Annotated in this window: 17 protein-coding genes; 6 read left to right on the top strand and 11 right to left on the bottom strand. The window is 40.4% G+C overall.

The features are described from left to right. Positions 1–552: 552 nt before the first annotated feature. Complete coding sequence (locus GNF10_RS12505) at positions 553–1,344, bottom strand: peptidylprolyl isomerase (protein WP_185581006.1); 792 nt, start codon at positions 1,342–1,344, stop codon at positions 553–555. 463 nt (positions 1,345–1,807) lie between these two features. Here GNF10_RS12505 and GNF10_RS12510 point away from each other — a divergent pair, with 463 nt between their 5' ends. From GNF10_RS12510 to GNF10_RS12520, 3 genes are all read left to right on the top strand, one after another. Next, positions 1,808–3,142 carry a hypothetical protein gene (locus GNF10_RS12510; protein ID WP_185581007.1) on the top strand — a complete coding sequence of 445 codons (1,335 nt, stop codon included), beginning with the start codon at positions 1,808–1,810 and terminating at the stop codon, positions 3,140–3,142. 661 nt (positions 3,143–3,803) lie between these two features. Next, entirely contained in the window at positions 3,804–4,640 is an 837-nt protein-coding gene (dapB, locus tag GNF10_RS12515) for a 4-hydroxy-tetrahydrodipicolinate reductase (RefSeq protein ID WP_012411217.1), read from the top strand. Between the two features lie 39 nt (positions 4,641–4,679). Next, the gene (locus tag GNF10_RS12520; protein ID WP_185581506.1) at positions 4,680–5,366 is read left to right on the top strand and encodes a phosphate ABC transporter permease; all 687 of its coding nucleotides are present in this window, start codon (positions 4,680–4,682) and stop codon (positions 5,364–5,366) included. 176 nt (positions 5,367–5,542) lie between these two features. Here the strand turns inward: GNF10_RS12520 and GNF10_RS12525 are convergent, their stop codons facing one another. The 6 genes from GNF10_RS12525 to GNF10_RS12550 form a co-directional block, all read right to left on the bottom strand. Continuing rightward, complete coding sequence (locus GNF10_RS12525) at positions 5,543–6,958, bottom strand: right-handed parallel beta-helix repeat-containing protein (protein ID WP_185591954.1); 1,416 nt, start codon at positions 6,956–6,958, stop codon at positions 5,543–5,545. 100 nt (positions 6,959–7,058) lie between these two features. Then, on the bottom strand, positions 7,059–7,688 hold the full coding sequence (locus GNF10_RS12530) for a precorrin-8X methylmutase (protein WP_185587447.1): 630 nt from the start codon (positions 7,686–7,688) through the stop codon (positions 7,059–7,061). A 104-nt stretch (positions 7,689–7,792) separates the two neighbouring features. After that, the gene (locus GNF10_RS12535; RefSeq protein ID WP_185587445.1) at positions 7,793–8,602 is read right to left on the bottom strand and encodes a TPM domain-containing protein; all 810 of its coding nucleotides are present in this window, start codon (positions 8,600–8,602) and stop codon (positions 7,793–7,795) included. A gap of 264 nt (positions 8,603–8,866) precedes the next feature. Next, positions 8,867–9,406 carry a DUF948 domain-containing protein gene (locus GNF10_RS12540; RefSeq protein ID WP_185587443.1) on the bottom strand — a complete coding sequence of 180 codons (540 nt, stop codon included), beginning with the start codon at positions 9,404–9,406 and terminating at the stop codon, positions 8,867–8,869. Positions 9,407–9,417: 11 nt separating this feature from the next. Beyond that, complete coding sequence (locus tag GNF10_RS12545) at positions 9,418–9,768, bottom strand: YtxH domain-containing protein (protein ID WP_012411223.1); 351 nt, start codon at positions 9,766–9,768, stop codon at positions 9,418–9,420. Between the two features lie 238 nt (positions 9,769–10,006). Next, a complete protein-coding gene (locus tag GNF10_RS12550; RefSeq protein ID WP_012411224.1) occupies positions 10,007–10,342 on the bottom strand; it encodes a hypothetical protein in 336 nt (111 codons plus the stop codon). A gap of 635 nt (positions 10,343–10,977) precedes the next feature. Between GNF10_RS12550 and GNF10_RS12555 the strand changes: the two genes are divergently transcribed. Next, positions 10,978–11,970 (top strand): metal ABC transporter solute-binding protein, Zn/Mn family, encoded by a 993-nt coding sequence (locus GNF10_RS12555; protein ID WP_185587441.1) that lies wholly within the window; start codon positions 10,978–10,980, stop codon positions 11,968–11,970. Between the two features lie 96 nt (positions 11,971–12,066). Here GNF10_RS12555 and GNF10_RS12560 read toward each other — a convergent pair whose 3' ends face one another. Continuing rightward, complete coding sequence (locus GNF10_RS12560) at positions 12,067–12,600, bottom strand: DUF4330 domain-containing protein (protein WP_185587439.1); 534 nt, start codon at positions 12,598–12,600, stop codon at positions 12,067–12,069. Between the two features lie 381 nt (positions 12,601–12,981). On the opposite strand from GNF10_RS12560, the gene GNF10_RS12565 reads away from it, so the two are divergent. Next, positions 12,982–13,845 (top strand): M48 family metallopeptidase, encoded by an 864-nt coding sequence (locus GNF10_RS12565; protein WP_114084634.1) that lies wholly within the window; start codon positions 12,982–12,984, stop codon positions 13,843–13,845. 90 nt (positions 13,846–13,935) lie between these two features. On the opposite strand, the gene GNF10_RS12570 is transcribed toward GNF10_RS12565, so the two are convergent. After that, positions 13,936–14,691 (bottom strand): metallophosphoesterase family protein, encoded by a 756-nt coding sequence (locus tag GNF10_RS12570; RefSeq protein ID WP_185587437.1) that lies wholly within the window; start codon positions 14,689–14,691, stop codon positions 13,936–13,938. Between the two features lie 251 nt (positions 14,692–14,942). Between GNF10_RS12570 and GNF10_RS12575 the strand changes: the two genes are divergently transcribed. Further along, complete coding sequence (locus GNF10_RS12575) at positions 14,943–15,227, top strand: DUF2470 domain-containing protein (protein ID WP_185587435.1); 285 nt, start codon at positions 14,943–14,945, stop codon at positions 15,225–15,227. Positions 15,228–15,321: 94 nt separating this feature from the next. Here GNF10_RS12575 and GNF10_RS12580 read toward each other — a convergent pair whose 3' ends face one another. Next, positions 15,322–15,816 (bottom strand): hypothetical protein, encoded by a 495-nt coding sequence (locus GNF10_RS12580; protein WP_185591955.1) that lies wholly within the window; start codon positions 15,814–15,816, stop codon positions 15,322–15,324. A 167-nt stretch (positions 15,817–15,983) separates the two neighbouring features. Continuing rightward, the gene (locus tag GNF10_RS12585) at positions 15,984–19,118 is read right to left on the bottom strand and encodes a plasmid replication protein, CyRepA1 family (RefSeq protein WP_185587431.1); all 3,135 of its coding nucleotides are present in this window, start codon (positions 19,116–19,118) and stop codon (positions 15,984–15,986) included. Between the last annotated feature and the right edge of the window lie 149 nt (positions 19,119–19,267).

Consider the following 19,267-nt stretch of genomic DNA (forward strand, 5'->3'; position numbering starts at 1 on the left):
GACGTGAAACGCTGTTGCGGCAACGATAGTTTAGGGGTCGCCCTACGCAAAAATAGCTCGGTGCCAGGGATATTATTCAGAAAAGCCTTCTCAACATTAATTGAGAAGGCTTTTCTTTTTTCAGGAAGTCATAGCAACTGCCAACGCAAGTAGAACGTTATGCGGAGAACATCTTCTATACATTCATTCAAATTGAATTAGTTGTTTACAAATTCGAATCTTCAACCATGAACAACATCGCTCAATTTTGTGTTTTGATCAGGTGAATAGGATAGCAAGTATTTCAAGTGACAGTCTGCCGCTTCAATTAATTCTTGAATACGTCCACCTTGATGCAATATGGCATCATCTGTAACTACTATAGTAAAAAGAAGTAAACGGAGCGAATAACTTCACATTACAACAAGCAGCAATCATATTAACTAGCCCTTATCTCCTCGCACTTTTAACGTAAGTACTCAACAGACAGTGCCTCGTAGTAGCTCCGCTTCGTCGTCAGAATTATGTAAGCCAAGTATGGGAGGTTGAGAATCAATGCCATACTCAGATTCGTTAAGCTTTATCGCCCTCTCCCTGTCCTCCTATGCCCTTCTCCCCTTGTGGTGCAGACATGATTCGCTTTTGCTGTTCTTGTAACCAGGTTTCAAAGAGTTCATTCAGTAGTCGGACTTTCATAAATTCATCTAGTTGTGCGGGGATAAATTTTTCCAGCCGCAAAATCACGAACCACTCCGCGATGCGGGTAGGGGGCAATATCTGGCCTGGTTGACTGCTAGATAGCATTTGCACCATTACCGGATGTAGTGCATTCAGTTCAATCGGACCTACTAAGCCGCCAGTTTGGGCTTCTGGGCCAAGCGAATATTCACGCGCCAAGTCAGCAAAAGAGTTTTCTTTTGCCTGAATTCGGAAGTAAAGTTCTTGGGCAATTCCCACATCCTGGGTTCGCAGTAGGGAATAAATTACTTTGTCTAGTTTTGCCTTGGACTGAAAAAAGTAGGATTCCAGTTTATTACCCCAAGTGGCCTGCTTGAATTTTTCAATTTTAAGCTTACGAGTTGTAATAATTTCTAGCTGTTCGGTAGTCAGCCCTTGATGTGCCATCCAAGCCTGGATGTCTTCTTCATTTTTGAACTGCTTTTCAACGTAAAACTGCTGTTTGGCTTGGGCTATTTCCTCAGGTGTACACTCTATTGCTATCTTCTCGGAGCGTGAATTTTGCTCTATGGCCTCATCGATGATCAATTCTCTCTGCAACTGTGGCAGCATTTGGTAATTTCCTAGCAAGGAAATCAGCTCACTCGCTGTGATTGTACGATTACCGATTTGGATCGCTTCAGTCATTAGCTTTCGGGCATCTCAATAATATCTAGTTTGTTAAAGAAGCTAAACCGTAGCCCATTCACTGGGAGCTTTTGTCTTAATTTTACCGAGTTAGGTACACTTACCTCACTTTCTCAATAATTACACACTTTAAAATATACTGATCATATATGTTTGTATAAAAATTTTACGTAAAAACGGTTATACGTGAAGACAAGATTAAAAGGGATAATCTCTCTTTCATGAAAGTGGGTTAAAACCTGATAGCAGTTCTCGACAATGGTGAGATACGTTATCTAAGCTACTAAAGCTTGGAAAAAAATATTTGGGTGTACCTCACAAAATAGGGTTATTCCTCTTTCGCTCCCAGCCAGGAGTTGGGTAAAATCTGCTAAGTGCAGGAAACCATAAATCTAGCTATTGCTAGATGCTGTAATTCTCTCAAACGCTATAATTTACATCTGTTGCACCGAGAGATTAACTTGTGGATGTCATATTAGAACGATCGCACGAATTAAAACAAGCCTTAGTTGATTTTGTCCTTGATGCTGAAGGCGAACTGGCACAAGCACTGGAAACTTATGCAGCAGAACAGTTGCGCCGTGGAAGTGGCGATAGTACACAGCAGGACTTAATCATTGATAGCTTTCTAACAGCTGGGAAAGTCGGTGATAAGTCTCCATTAGAGTTGTTTATCGAAAGCCATCCAGATTTAGAAGAGAGCGATCGCAATCTGATCAAAAGCTGGCATCATAGTTTTATTGGTTTATTTGCCATTACTAACATCCTACCTGATGGCTTTGAATTGACGAACTGGATAACAGATAAATGCTACGTCGTCAAGCCTAACAATACCCAAATATTACAGGCAATATCTCGGTTGAAAATAGGAGAAATTTTACTAACTCGCATTTCTCCTGTTACCGATAGCTATTGGATGTTATCTGGGCCCTATACAATAATGGGTAAATTAGGTAAACCCAAACTGGCTGTAGCAATTGGCAACTTCAAAGAAAACTATAAAAGTAATCTTTACAGCGATGCTCCAGACTTGCTAGAAGAAGCTTGGCAGTCAGTAGAACAATATCATCAGCAGTTTGTAGACTTTTTTGGTACTGATGAAATCACCCTATCTGGATACCATCTTAATAAGAAAATCGCAGAATTTCAAGAGATAATTACTGAAAAAACTTTCGCAGAAGCAGGAATTGATACTTCCAAATCATTGGCGGAAGTGGCAGAAGCAGCTGGCATTGGAGACGAGGAAATCAAAGCAGCAGCACAAGAGTTTGGCGCTGATTCTAATGTAGTCTCTCAGGTGTTGAACAGCAAAGGCGGTAATAGCAAAATGGTTATGCCAAAGGTTGATTTACCTGCCGAACTCAAGAAAGCAGAACAGGTAACGGCTCTTTCTCATCCCCGTTGGGGACAAATGTTTTTACCTACATATAGTAAGGTAAAAGCAATCTTATCAGCAGAAGACTGGCAAAGTGTTCAAGGGGCGGAAAAACTAGTTCGCTACTATCTTGAAGATAAAAGTATTAATGCCTTCATTTGGCATCGATTAGCGCAACAATATCCAACTCAATTAGAAAATGTGTTGCAAATAGTTCTGCAACGTCCAGAATTTCACCTTGAAAGCGACTTGGATGTGCTTTTGCAAGAATTCCACAAACCGATTGAGCCAGAGCTACCAGATATTGCCAGTGTACCCATACATTTGCATAATTTATTTCAGGAAGCTTTAGGAGAAGTTAACAAATCTAAACCAAAGAGTAAAGGGCAAGCAAAGCCAGCAAAGGGTTTTCAACGAGGTTAGTAACTCACCGTTCGCGTAATAGCATTCATGCTCGAAACCAAATAACCCTTCGACTCGGTGTTAGCACAGAATTTCTGTAGCTTCTTGTAAAATTTTTTTGATGACATTTGGGAAAGCGTGTTTCTTGACATATCCTTTATCTCATCAAATTAATTCTCTATTAGGCGAACGGTGAGTAACTACTAAAGAAAGAAGGAGCTAATTGAGAACACAAAAAACCCCGACTTGATAGCCGAGGTAGATGGGAGAAGTCTAAATGTCGATGAGATATAGCGATACCGAAATCTGTTTTTCTTAGCTAATACCAGTTAGGTAGTTAAGTTTAGTTATTGCTAAGTTATATAAACAAATTTAACAAAAATATTACAAATAGTCAACTAGGCTTGACAAAAAATTCTGATAGCTATTAAAAGAACTACTTATCAGTCAGAGTATAGGATTTTTTTAGAGATGCGGTAAACGCAATAGGCAAAATAAAACGGGTTATTGGCTAAGAAAGTGGGATGAAAATGAGAACCGATCTGCTTTAAAGTTAGAAAACTGAGGGATTAGCTGCATCAATCAAGGTAGTCGGAATTAAGCCAGAGATTTGAGAAGCTAGCTACTAGATCACCAAAGTCTTTACAATTCCTTTGTTAGCTCAAAAAGTATTTCTCGACCTATGACAAATCAAGCTCCTATCCCGGTTATTGTCAACGGTGCTGCTGGTAAAATGGGCCGTGAGGTGATTAAGGCAGTGGCACAAGCGCCTGACTTAAACCTAGTGGGTGCAATTGACCACAGTTTGGAACATCAAGATAAAGACGCTGGAGAATTAGCGGGTTTAAGCGAACCCCTGGAAGTGCCAATTACCAATCAATTGGAACCAATGTTAGGGTATGTAGCTGGCGACAGACAGTCTCCTCCAGGGGTAATTGTAGACTTTACTCATCCCGATTCAGTTTATGACAATATCCGTAGTGCGATCGCTTACGGTATTCGTCCAGTAGTTGGAACCACTGGGTTAAGTCCAGAACAAATTCAAGATTTGGCAGACTTTGCCGACAAAGCCAGCACTGGTTGTCTAATTATTCCTAATTTTTCCATTGGGATGGTACTGTTGCAACAAGCTGCGATCGCAGCCTCAAAATATTTTGACCATGTGGAAATTATCGAATTGCATCACAATCAAAAAGCTGATGCTCCCAGTGGTACTGCCATTCAAACGGCACAGTTATTAGGAGAATTGGGTAAAACTTTTAACCCTGCTCTTGTAGAAGAAACGGAGAAATTGCCAGGAGCGAGAGGTAGTATAGCAGATGAAGGGATTAGAATTCATAGCGTGCGCTTGCCAGGACTGATTGCTCATCAAGAAGTTATTTTTGGCGCAGCAGGACAGATTTATACTTTACGACATGATACAAGCGATCGCGCTTGCTATATGCCAGGAGTGCTACTAGCGATTCGCAAAGTCTTAGCGCTAAAGTCGTTAGTATATGGATTAGAAAAGATACTTTAGACTTTAAATACACTATTCAGCATTCATCACTCAGCACTCATGTTAGTACCACTGACTCGCCAGAAATTTGAACAAGTTATCCCCCTAATTGCCACTGGTTTGCAGTACAAGTACTATTGGGGGAAGTTTTCAAATTTTTTGCAACGGCTGTTAATTTCTGTAGTTGCCATAGTTGTTCTATTGCTTGTGACAGTCATTTTTAAACTTGAGTTTGCTTCAATAGTATTTGTGCTGGGGGTAGTTAGCGCTTTTTTTTGGCTGTGGTATCCAGTGTTTCAAGCAAGTATGCGGAATTTGCAATGCCGCCGTTATAAGTATGGCGGCTTTTTCCGTGGTCGAGTCCTAGATTGGTGGATCACAGACCAGTTGATGGGGAAACAAGAAACAGTCAACAGCAAAGGTGAACTGGTGATTGTGGAAAACCGAGAAAAACAAATTAACTTAGAGGTAGGTGATGAAACAGGATTTACCATTGAGTTTGTAGCGCCATTACGTCCTGCCCACAAAGTTATTACTCGCGGTCAAATTGCCGAAATGGTAGTGCTGTCAAATCGTGCAGATTTAAGCAGTATTGAACAATTCAGCGATATATACATTCCCGGTCGTGACCTGTGGATTAGTGATTATCCTTATCTGCGGCGGGATTTCTTTAACGAAGTCGGTCGTCGCTTGCGTGAAGACCAACAACAAAAACCGCGTCGTCGCCCTCGTAGAGACGAAGATTGAAAAAGAAGTCAAACAATTTTGGTTTTAGATTGACCCCATAGCGTTGATGCGAAGGCTTGAATAAATAATTTTTAAATTTATTCTCGCGTTTAAATTCGGGGGGTTTAAACCTTTTTGAATTTTAAATCTTTCAATCGAAAATTTATTGGAGGAGGTGGGATAATTTAATCAGTTTGCTAACGAGAGCATCCCACTTTGATGATTTTCCCTTTTAAACGATGGGTAACAGATCCACAAGCAAAACCTAGCAAATCAGGCTCTGCATAAGTTTGCATAGGCGGATTTTGTTTATCTAGCCGCCGTTTCCAATTGCCAGATATTTTTTCTAAAGTGGGATACTTTTTTAAAAACTGTGAGTCTGCAACAATATCGTGAGTTCCCTTAATACTTATCTTCGAACTATTAAGGTATATATTATAATCGTAAATAACGTTTTTATTTTTATTACTACTATTAACAGGTTTGCCAGGATAAGCATAAAGAATGTTCCTTAAAATCCTGACATCAGATGATACATTAGCAAATATTTGCCCATCTTTAATTTCGGGACTTTGATTATTTAAAACAGCAGTATTATTTACAATATCAACATGATCGCTTAAAAATGTATGAATACCTGAACCACCATTATTAAATGTAAGATTGTTTTTAACTAAAGTGCGTCCTTTATATGCACCCAACTTTGAGTTATTTTGATTATTTCTTGATGTATCGATAATAATGCCATTACCATCTGTAATCTTTCCGACTGCAATCCAAGGGATGAACATGCGATTGTTATAGGTCTTGTTGTTGGTTACAAACATCTTGTATCCCCGATTGTTGTCAAAATTCCAATTGCTCAACATGGAAATACCACTGCAACCATAAAGACTGTACCAAGCATTATCGAAAACCACGTTATTATCTATTGTCACGTAGTCTGATTGAATCGCTGCAATGCCTACTCCCCCACACTTATGTACCTTGTTGTTGACAATACGTATATGGTGAGTATGACCACTTTTTCGTCCATCTACGTTGATGCAGTTTCCATTGGTCAGGGGGTTTAGTTTGTTAGTTTTCTGACTCATTGCATAATCAAGGGTTACATTGTCATTGTTCCCTATGACTTCAAGCCCATTTATCTCAATATATGACGCTCCATTGTGAATCAAAATTCCATTCCATCCATTGTGCTTAATTTTCGGACGATGGCCGGGATATGCTTTAAACTTAATCCATGCGTTTGCTTTTCCAGAGCGAGTAATAGATACTACCTGCCCATTTGGGCTTGCATTCCTGTACACTCCGTTCATAATCAGTACGGTTTCCCCAGGGTTGGTCAGATTTGCTGCCTTTTGAATTGTTCTAAAGGGGGATGAATTAGAGAGTCCGCTATTTGTGTCGTTTCCAGTACCACTAACGTAGTATGTTTTTGGTGTCGTCTTCGTGCTGATTAGCTGGCGACTGGATAAGATCATTTCCTTGTTAGTAGATACTTGATGGACGTTTTCAACTAAAGATACTTTTATATTTTCTCCCTTAGCCAAAAGGCTTAATACTAAGGGAATTGCAAAGTATGCACTTAAGTTGAAACCTGTAATTACCACAAGAAAAGGCTCCTTGTTCAGGACTACTTAACAAAAATATCAGAATATTCAGTGATTTTGAATGCTCTTTTGAATAGAAAATACAATAGAGTTGACTTTCCTAGCTCCCTCGATTTCCATCTTGTCCATAAGCTTGCCAAGCCAAGTCTACCAATCCATCAACGATCGCAGCTGCTACAACTGCATTACCTTTGCGACTCTCAATTGTAATATGGGGCACTAAGGAGTCTTGTAAACGCCCTTTCGCTTCATCAACATTGACAAATCCTACTGGAGTCGCAATTATCAAAGCAGGTCTAATTTCCTCAGCCTCAATTAAATCAACTAGTGCTGTTAGTGCTGTTTGTGCTTGACCAATCACAAAAATGCCCTCTGGATAACGCTTTGCTAAGGTTTCGATTCCCCATGCTGCCCGAGTTTTTTCTTTTTGAGGGCGTGTCAGAGTTTCCATACTGCAATACACCGGATTAGCAAAGGTGTTTTGAATCTCAGATGCAATACCTACTTGTACCATCGGGACATCTACCACAATCGTGGTACGTGCGGCTAATGCTGCTGCTCCTGCTTGTAAGGCACGCTCAGAGAAACGAATCAAAGACTTATACTCAAAGTCAGCTGTAGAGTATATTACCCGCCGCACAATCTCATATTCTGCGGGTGAAAAGACATGATTTTCAATTTCATTATCAATGATTGCTAAACTTTGAGCATCAGTTACGTGCCATTCCATTTTTCTTGAGCTTCTTAAATATTAGCTTTCAGCTTATCAGCTTCAGGGATTTAGGAGTTAGGAGTTAGGAGTTAATTAAAAACTCATAACTCCTAACTCAGCACTTATAACTCATTACTAGAAGAAGGTCGGCTGAAAACAGGAGATAAGTAGGCAACCAAGACACCGATAATAAAGCCAGAGATATTGCGAACTAGAGGTAGCCAGTCGCTTGTACGTGTCACCACTGGGCCAATACCAAAGGCAATAAATAAGATCCCCCATAAAGGTGAGAAAATTAAAGCCCATTGCCAAGCAAAAACTTGTCCTTTCTCACGGGGTTGAGCTGCAAATCCACAAATTATCCCACCAATAACTGAGGTAATCAAGGTGAGAATCCATTGCTCTCGTGGTAGTCCGGGAACAACATTGCAACCACCTTTGAGCAAACAGCCTTTAACAGATTCTAAAGCTTGCAGAATGGCTTGGTCTTCGCCTTGTTCGCGCACAAAGTACAAATTACCGAAGCGAGTTTGCAGTTCTATCCAGAATGTCCTGGGTAAAAGTTCATAAACAGCATCGCCGACGCTAAAACTGAGGATGTTACCGCCACGAGAATCGGCAACTAATAAAATGCTTTTGTCATCCAAACCCCAATATTTTATAACTGCCCGACCTGGGGTGCGGTCATACTGGGTCAATACTCGCAGTTTCCAGCCCGTATCGGCTTCAAACTGTTCTAAATCTTTGACAAGCTTTTCTTCTTGCAGCACAGGCAGAGATTTAGCTAAGTCTACAACTGGGGTAAAGGTGGCAGGGAGTAACTCAGGATTGTCATAAGCCAATGCTGGGGGAGAATTCATGACCCAAATTGACCCAGCCAGAAAAAAGACTGCAATAGATAGCAGAATTCGTCGCCAAAAACAAGATTGCATGGACGTTTTTATACAAATATCAACGGTAGAGGTGAACAAGCTGTTTTAAAAGAGTACAGGAAAAATGATAGTTCTTTACACTTGTTTACTTTACTCTAATCTAAGGGATCAAAGCAAAGCGTTTTTGGGAATAGGGCATTGGGCACAAGAGGCAGGGAGTAGAGGGGAAAGAGATAATTTTTATTCTCCCCATTGTCCCTTGCCCTCTGCTTTGCGGCTTCTTTCCTTAGCCCTAGTTCCTAGTTCCCATAATCTATCCCCAATTCAATCTTCGTCATCAAAATTGGTTTCCCAGTTAGCAGCGTCGTCATAACCTTCGTTAGCGCGGTATACTTCTGTTTTTATCCGGCGATTTTCTTGCCTTAGCACTTCTCGTTCTCGCAACGTTAGTGGTGGTTGTTCATTACTTGGCAAGCGATCGCTATTTCGCCTCGTCGGTTTTGGGCGTGTGAAGTTTCTCCAAGCAGCTTTCGCACCAACTAAGATGCTGCGTGTACCTACTTGCAGATTTTGAGCCTGAATTCTTGCACTATCGAGGGTTAGATCGACTTGTTTGGCTACTTGACTGGCACTTTTGACACCTTCACTCACATCATCAGTTAAGTCAGTTATTTCCAAACCAGTCACGCGAATAGCTTCTAGAGTGGGCGGTAACTCTCGTGAGAGTGTATCAAATAGCTTTTCTGCACTGCGAGCAGCGCGTGCTAACTCTTGCAAAGCGGGTATTGCCGCCACTAAAACCGCAGTCAAGCTTGTGGCGACTAGAAGTAAGGAGAGTCCCAACCAAAACAGGGGATCAATCACGGTAATGTCATTTATGAGCGTTCTAATGGCTGGGGAAGATAATCTGAGTCTTCAGGTGATGTTTGCCGCTTTAAGATTTGGCTTTCCTTTTGAGTGGCATCTACACCTGCTGCGATCGCTTCCCGTAATCGATCTAAAGTCTCATCCCAGTTTCGTAGTGCGCTGGCAGAGAGACGATCTGCTTGGATTTGCACACTCGTTGATAAATCTTCTGCCAATTCTGGGATAGCATTGGCAGATTTCTTCAAGATTTTACGCGTTTCGCGCCCTGTACGTGGAGCCACGAGCAAACCGGTTAAAGCACCGATGGTAGCTCCCAGCATCAAACCGCCAATAAATACTCCAGAACGGTTATTAGACATATTGTTGTTTCTCTCCTTACACCTATTTTAGGTGCGTTTTCTCTCCCTGTAAGGCTCACCGATTTTATTCAGTTAATCTATCCTGACAAAATATCAGCCAAAAATGTTGCTTTTATTCATTAAACATTAAAACCATTAATTACTTATGATTCAAAACTCCCTGGTTCTCTATTCCCTCTGGATCTTTGCGCCCTTGTGTCAGCCCTAATTATAAATGTTCATGTGAACTTGACATAACTCATTTGGCAACAGTTCTTTTCCCCGATATTAACTCTAGCCTGCGAAAATAACGCTGCCAAATTTGCTGTCCTTGCAAAAGTAGACTGATAATTTGTCGCACTTGTTGGATTTGCATTTTTAGTGCTTGATTTTTCTGCCGTAAGTTATAAATATTCTCTTGGCTGAGATAAATATTTTCGGGTGCTTTATTTAATACTGTATGAGTACAACTTTCATAAACAGTTAACGTATCTGCTATATATGCTAGCTGCTGCTTGAGTTGCCACACTCGCCAAGCCACATAGAGTAGTATCAACGAAATGAGGGTATTAACGAGGATAACTAAAATTACCATTGTTTATCTTCACCAATATCAGCTTTGCGGAATTGTTCTATATACTTGACTACGAATTTTAGATTTTAGATTTTTTGGGATAAACCAAAAAATCGCCAATTCACCAATTTTGTAACAACTATATGCCCACACCTCGCAAAACCACAGCTACAATTGCCTTAGATTCATGACTCGGTTTGCGAAATCAACCCGTATGCTTAAAAAGCCCCAGTTTTACTACGTTTCACTCCTTAACCTGATAATCTTAGTCAATTTGCGACCTTTGCGGCATCTAAGCACAATGGCATAGCCCCTTCAATATCCTGTGAGAGAACTACACTCCTTATTGGAGGCTCCTCAGCATCGCTTTTATTATTGTGCTATTACCTCTACCAGTTTTCCAGTCTGTTGCGTGAAGTTCACTAACATTTTGCTTGCAAAACCTCGCTAGTGCTTCAAATTACTGGATGTGCGGTGGGGATAAAAGGAAAGTGGGAAAGGAAAGAGTCTATTAATTCCTCTTCCCTTATACAATTTTCCTAGCCGATGGCTTGCCCCTCCTCCCTTAACCTTCTTGTTGAAGGCTTCTCCCTGGTATTTCACTAATTCGTTACTAATAATGATTACTTTTTCTCTATATCCAGCAGAAGGTAAGGATGTCAAAAAAAATACCATCAACTAATTACTTCCGAGCCATTTTAGTTGCTTTGACAATTGGATTTGTTGGGTGTGGAAATCAAGCTGCAAGAACTGCATTCACTCAAACTACCAGCCCGGTAAATGAGAACCTTCCTCAAGTTGTAGCAACAACAAGTGTACTATGTGATTTAACCAAGCAAGTTGCCGGGAATACAGTGAACCTCACCTGCTTAATTGACCCTAGTGCCGATCCTCATACTTATAAACCAAAGCCGGAAGATCGTAGAGCCATTGAGCAAGCTAATCTTATTCTCTATAGTGGCTATAATTTAGAACCAAATCTGATCAAATTAATTAAAGCCACTAAAAGCACTGTACCGAGAATAGCCGTTGGGCAACTTGCGGTATCTAAGCCACAAAAATTTCAGAAAGACGGCAAGAATTTAATTAATCCTCATCTGTGGCACAATACCAAGAATGCTATCAGAATGGTGGAGGTAATTAATAGTAATCTGAGAAAATTAGAATCTAGTGATGCAGAAACTTATAACAGCAATACCAAAAAAATTACAAATGAACTCACTCAGCTAGATAGTTGGATTAAGTCAAGAATTACGAGTATTCCTGCCAAAAAACGTAAGTTAGTTACAACATCTAATGCACTGAGTTATTACGCTAAAGCATACGGTATTCCATTAGCAGGAGGATTACAAAGTATTAGTACTGACGAAAAGTTAACAGCAACACGAATGAAAACTTTGGTTGCAAATATTAAACGAACTCAAGTCTCAACAATTTTCTCTGACGCGGCAACTAACGAGAATTCACTTCAATCTGTAGCGAAAGCTGCTGAAGTTAAAATTTCTGATAGAAAGTTATATGTTGAGGGGCTTGGTGAACCAGATACCGAGGCAGATACTTATCAGAAAATGATGATCGCCAATACACGCACAATTGTAGAAGAATTAGGAGGAACATATTTGATGTTTCAAGCGAGAGCTGCTAATTAGTTACAATTTACATTAATGAATCAGATAAACCGAAGTTTTTTAGATTACAGTAAATTCGGTTTATCAGCCTCTTTTTTGAAGATGAGCAGATGAATGTTATTTGTCTTTTAATCTGATATCAATAACAGTTGCATTGAAGTTGTAATTAAAGCCTTCCAACTCAAATGGCATTCCAATTTTAACTTTACTGTTACCTAGAACGGGGCCATTGTCAGTAACCTGGGCTTTACCATCTAGAGTCAAAAGCAAATCTGTACTAAAATTGTTGGTTTTTGGATCTGGTAATTCTTTAACAGTGCCATCAGGTTGGAAAACATTGACTGTTCTAGGTAGCTGTTGAATGGATTTAATTTCAATCTGCCCATAAGGTTGATTCCGGATAATCACATTAGTCTTTCCACCTTTTTTTAAACCTTGATTAAATAATTGTTCAGGGTCACGGACATTCAAACCACGAACGACTAAATCTACTTCTATAGGTATTGTTTTCGCACCAACTTGGGCAACAGAACCAGAAGTGCCAGGAAAGATAAAGATGCCAAATATAACTAGCAGAATTACTAAGGCAGCACCTAAATCTAGAAGATTGATTTTGCCGAACAAGCGACCTTTTGAATCTAAAATAGCCATAAAAAATTTTCCGAGGTAATAGCGAAGTAATTGATTGTAGCAAGAAGGTTTTTGATGGAAACGGCAATTTTCCCTATTTGGTAATAACTCAAAGTGGCTGGGCGTTGTGGTTATGCGACAGTTTATCACGAGTTCGTGCGATCGCTAACCCTCAAGCTTTTGTCCATTAAGACTGATGCACCCAGAAAGTAATATCTCGTGTTTAAGCCTATCTCTAGAGAGAATCTTTAGACCCCCACAATTCCGTAGATTTGCTTAAATATTACCTGTATCACAACTCATTTATTCTTGAGTTAAGAATGCAACTTAGAATACTTTAAATCCGTCTCATAATTTATCCCATCACTTTATGTTCTCCCGAAATAATCTTTAAAGCGTATTATGTTGAATTGGAAAGGTTTTGTTGCAAGTTACCGTGTGTGGCGGCGTAGCTGGTTTTATCCCCTAATTTCAGTGGTAGTCGCCCTGAGTTTGTGTCTGAGTACACCCTTGCCTGGAAGAACTTTAGACTTCTTGCCTCTTATATTGCAGGGAGTCCAGGTACTTCAGCTTTCTAATATATCCGATCGCCAAGAAACTGATATTGGCAAGCAGATTAATCAGCAAATACTAGGGGGTCAAGTCAAACTTTACCGGAATGCTGAAGTTAATCGCTATGTAGAACAAATTGGTCGGCGTTTAGCAGCTAATAGCGATCGCCCCAACCTTCCCTTTACCTTCCAAGTCGTTGAAGATGATGCGATTAATGCCTTTGCAACTTTAGGAGGCTATGTATATGTCCACACAGGTTTGCTGAAAACCGCAGACAATGAAGCGGAACTTGCAAGTGTCATCGCCCATGAAATTGGTCATATTGGCGGGAAGCATTTGGTTAAACAGATGCGGCAAAAGGCAGTCGCTAGTGGTTTAGCAACAGCAACTGGTTTAGATCGCAATACAGCAGTGAATATTGGTGTAGAACTTGCCTTGAATCGTCCTCGTAGTCGTCAAGATGAATTTGATGCCGATCAAAGAGGGCTACGAACCTTGACACGCGCTGGGTATGCCCAGTCTGGGATGGTTTCTTTTATGCAAAAGCTACTGAAAAAGGGTGGTTCTACTCCGACATTTTTGAGTACACACCCCGGAACTAGCGATCGCATTGAGGGTCTCAGACGTGCAATTAACTCCCAACCTAGTAATGCAAATTATGGGCTGGATAATGCTAGTTATAAAGCTAATATTCGACCTTTAGTAAGGTCTTGAGGGAATGGAGAATGGGGAATTGGGCATTGCTTATTCCCCTTATCTCCCTCATCTTCCACATCTTTCCCTCCGCCTCATCTCAAATATTGTTTAATTTTTATTGCGGCGATCAACTTTGATTTTGGCTGGATTAACGGTAATTACAGCCTCTTCTAAAGGCAGGGCACGGATATAATTTTTAAAAATGTTAACTTGATAAACTAGGTTATTCGTGACATCTAGTGCGGTCAACCAGCCACTCCGGGGATGATAAGCGCCAGTATCTATATCTAGCCATCCCTGTCCTTGTGCCAGTTTCCCAGGAGAAACACCAGGCAGAGTAAAAGTAATTGTGTGACCAATGATAATAAGCTTATCTGGAAAGTAAGGTTTTTCGATGCTGTGAAATTCCTCTCGTATCCAGCACAGTTGATCGGCAGTTTGTTCTGTCACCGACTTAGAAGGGTCAACCCCAGCATGAGTTAACCAAATATCCCCCAAGTCGAGATATGTAGGCAAACTCTTGAACCAATCCAGATGATCATCGGGGATTGAAGCCTCGTGGTAACTGGCTACGGTAGCTTGCCCTCCACTGTACAACCATGCTTGCATCGTCGGGGAGGAAGTTCTTTCATTAGTCAGAATGTTTAATAACATCTGCTCATGATTTCCCAGCAAACATGGGTAGTTATGTCGTTTCACAAAATTAACTACTTGTGAGCTATGAGGCCCGCGATCAATTAAGTCTCCCAAAAAATAGATTTGATCGTCTGACGTGGGGGCGATCGCCTCCAACAAAGTCATCAAACCTTCATAGTGCCCATGTACATCCCCAATTACTATTCGTCTGGGGCTAGTTTCGCTCATTGTCTCTTAGCTTCAATAGTTTTGCTAATACTTCTGCTACAGTTTAAGCTGTCTGGTTTCCGTAATGAAAGGTAAAAATACTGAACTAAGTTTTATTTTAATTTAATTATTATTCCAGAAATAAATATTATTAATGATGAAAATAGAGTATTATTGACAGTCTTTACTGCTAGGAAAGAAAATTAGCAAATTCCACTCGCGTTAGCTTAAAATCTAAGCTGTTGCTGTATTTCTAACTTTTTACCCCAACAATGTCTAAAGATTTTTCTGCTGAGATTAGTTCGCGCATCTGCCAGCACATGAATGACGATCATGCTGATGCCATAGTTCTTTACGCTAAAACTTTTGGTGGTGTAACAGATGCGAGCGCAGCAAAAATGTTGTCAATTGATGCACAAGGTATGGATGTGACAGCACAAGTCAATGGTGAAGCTGTACCAGTTCGCATTCAGTTTGATCATGTTTTAGTGGATGCAGAAGATGCTCATCAAACTCTCATTGCAATGGTGAAGCAGGCGCGGGTGAAGGCAAAGTAGAAATTGGTAATTGTTATGACTGATGGTAAGGCGTAGAAGCGTAACGGAAAGCTGGATACGTTTCCTTTGCTCCGGCCTTGTCGTCAAACATCGTCTAAGTCCTCATTAATGAAATAATCAAACGTCCTAACCCTCCCAAACCCAAGCCGAAAACTGCGGTTCCCACCAAAATTAGCACAGTGTGAAACTGGTTGAAAGACAAGAGTAATTGATTTTTTGCTCCAACTAAACTCCAAGCGCCAGACCAAGCTATACCCACGACTATTGCCCAAATTAGAGTCAAGGTTATTCCGCCACCCATAACCAAACCTAAAACTAAACCTACACCCCAAGTTAAGATCCAAGCCCAACCAAAACCTTCAGCCCAACTCATAACATCAACCCGATTCCAAGCCAAACTCCAAGTTAAAGTTAGAGCCAAAACTATCGAACTAACTCTCGATAAAGCTAAAGCTTTGCCATTAGCTAGAGCCGCATTCATCCCAAAAGCGTCAGCCCAAAGTGGAGTTAAGGCAAATAAGAAGCCAACTAGTACATAGCAAAATAAACTAAACATCAATCTCGCCCAAAGATGAGCGTTACTGTTCATAAGTAAAATATAGCGATCGTTTCCATTTGTTAAGGTTGTGATAGGTTCTCACAATCTTAATTTTCTAAAGCAATCTTACTTATCAGAGCAACAACCAAATGTTAAAGATTGGATGCCTTAAATCAATCGTGGGTATAAGCTCCGACTACATTCGTCTCCCTTACCTCTTACTTGACCACTGCGGCATGAGGCTGGGTTTGAATAATTTCAAACTTCCAATCTGAAGAATAATCAGGTAAATCATAGCCAACACTCTTAACATGAGCCAGCATCAACTCATCGCGTTGATGCCAAACAGCAAATATGCTTTCCCTGCCATCATCAAGCGTTTCTAGGTCGATTTTATAAACATCATTGACCCGCTTTAGTTTCAAGCCCAACAAATTTAAGAGGCGGCTGAGTATTTTTATTGCCGAAACCTGCTCTTTTTCTCCGACTAAGTTAATACCAAGCGCCCTTTTAATATGCTTACTATGCTGAAAAACAATATTTTTAAGCATTATTAAATCTGGATTACTCTCGGTAAACTCTCGTTCGGCTTCGAGAAACTGAAGCATTCCCAACGCTCTCATTGCTTCAACTTTGAGCGTGTAAGTTTTTAAATCTGGCAGAAAAACTTTTCCTTCACCCCAAGACAATTGCTGATGCCATTCTTGTTGATCTCTAATGTGAAAATACTCGCTTTCGTGAGTTAGATAATAATGAATTAACAATTGACGATAATATCCTTGATTATCTTGCAATTTCAGCCAAGGAGTAACTTCTACACCATACCTTTGTCTGAGAACATATTTATTAATTTGGTTACGTTCTCCATCAGTTAGAGAATGCTTTACTAATAGTTGCTCATATTCTACATAATCGATATCATTAGCATTAGCTACAGCAGTTGCTACTGATAGTTGATTTTGCTGCTTAATCTCTTTAATTTTGCGTTTAATATCTTTAGCTTTTTGACGGCTTTGCGCCCAATCTTTTTGAACTTTGACAATTTCTAAAACTAATCTTCTGCGGGTAGCTAAATCATCGGCATCAGTTGCCAAAAATGCCAGCCGTAAATCTCGAATAATATTATTATGAACAGCATTACTCCGCATCTGAATTTGATGCCCATCAGCAATCAAACCATCTTGCATTGATTGACGATAGAGGCGGATGGAAGCATTTACCCGTGCAGATAACTTGGCCCAAGTTCGCAAATGAATCGGGTCATGAACTAAAGGTAAATCGACATCTATTTTGTGTAGTGGACTAAGCAACGCTAAGTTTTCTTTTTGATTTTCTTGATACCAATCAGATAGCAAGCGATAATTTGTACTACCACTACCAATTAAGCCAATACCTCGTTTCGCACACCAAACAACACGCGGCACATCATCTCGCACTCTCGCTAATGCTTGTCTTGCTTCCGAGTCAGGAATTACCCCTTGAAAAATGCCATAAACTCGGTCGAAATGTTGGACATCAATACTAATTCCTGTACCCAGGCTAGGGGTAACAAAAACGCCGTCATATTCAGAGATTTTTTGATTGATTGCTGCGATAAAATCAACCGCTTCATGACCAGGTGTGTTTGTAGTGTGGCTACTAACTACTAAAGTCTTAGGAAATTGCCGTCGTAATTTTTGTAACCGTTCTTTGAGATAACGTTCGATTGTTTCACAACTGTAACGCCCAGCGCGACTATCGGTAGTAACATAACATTTACGTCCAGCAAGTAAATCTAATTCTAGTTGGTGAATCAGCGGTGTTGGGTTCGGCGAATCGTAAAAAGTTACATCCCAACCTTGTTGAGGCTTCCATTGGTTGAGAACTACCCAAGGTGTTAATTTAATTCCTGCTAATCCCTGTAGATATTCAAGTGATACATCTGATAAATCAGCATCTTGGGCAATTACTAAACCCCCAGTTGTTAAAACTGTGGAAATTAGCTGCTGGAATAATCTTAATATTTTTACACGTTTGTGTTTACAAGTATTACTGTTTAGTAGATGCCACAAAGATTGCTCTACTTCATCTAAAATTATTATTGCCCCATGCCAATTTTCAGGATTAAGCTTCCAAATAGAATCAACGCACAGTCCAAGGGATTGCTGTGGAGAGAGTGAACGGAGGATGGGAGGAGCGGGGGTAAGTGTTTTATGAATCTTTTTATCCCTATCTTCTTTATGCGTTCCCCATTGAATACCAATTTTTTCGCACAAAAATCGTCCTAGTAAAATTCTGTGAGTAATTAATAAAACGGGTTGATTTATAAGTTTTGCTTGCTGAACAACGGCTTGCAGCGCTGTAGTTTTACCTGTTCCTTTTGCAGACTTGACTCCTACTATTCCAGAAGTTGGGAAAGGGATTTCACCTATATAAGGGCGATTTAAGGTGAGTGCAGCAGGAATAGTTAACTCAGTGTGGGGTTTGGTTTGAGCAAGATAAATTTCTAAGTCAACGCTTTGCCTATAAATTTTCTCGAAACTAGTTGCACCTTTGGCAACGATAAACTCATCAACCCCTTTTTCTATTCCTGGAAGTTCGATAACTTTAACAGGGCAATTTTTTTGCTGGAATAAACAACCCAGTTGAGAAATAGCATTATTTACAGCAGCAATTGTTTTAGGCTGAGTTTCAAAATCAAAACAAATATAAAAGCTACGCTTTGTAATTGCAAACGCTGCTAAATCAGGAATTAGCTGACGACGGGTAACTTTGCCAAATTCATCTTTAACAACCCGATAACCACTGGTAATTCCGGGAATAGCAATAGCTGCATATCCTTGTGTCAACAGCGTTGCTGCTTTTTTCACACCCTCGCAGAGAATCAGGGGAATGTTATGTTGCATCACCCATTGCCAAAAGCCTCTAGCTTCACCATCAGCAGTAATGGTGATATTTTCAGGCATGACCAGATTGTTACGTCCAGCAACTTGCTGCCACACTTGCAGCGTTACCCGCAAACAAAATACCCGCGTTGGTGTGCTAGGCGGATGCTCGTATTTGATGGACTTAGCATTGTGATTCTGTCGGGGTTGATTTGGCTTAAAGCATCCCCATTCCATCATCTGCCAATTATTTAGAGGGTCTAGCCCGGAACACCACCAACCCCCTTCAGTAATATGAGCATAACGCTGCAACCAGCCAGCTTTCACCATTCCGGTATTGGTGCGGGGAAGTAGCTCAGAAATCAACAGGTACTCATAAGCAGTTACACCTTGGAGCGACCTAAAATTGAGTTGCACTAAGTGTAAGTCTATACCACTACTCTTGACTAATTCCTCAAGGTGTTGGGGGTGTAAATAGTGCAGATGCATAGGGAAAGACCCGAAGAGAAGACGATGAGATTAAAACATTAGCACGCATCTGTTTTTTTTCTATAAGCGAGATTGCTAGGCTTTTATGATGCTTTTTTTACTTCGTCACGGGAGACACATCGGTTAAGCCTCTAGTAGGTTATTCTGCC

Source organism: Nostoc sp. UCD121 (assembly GCF_014222285.1).
In the GTDB taxonomy this organism is placed as follows: domain Bacteria; phylum Cyanobacteriota; class Cyanobacteriia; order Cyanobacteriales; family Nostocaceae; genus Nostoc.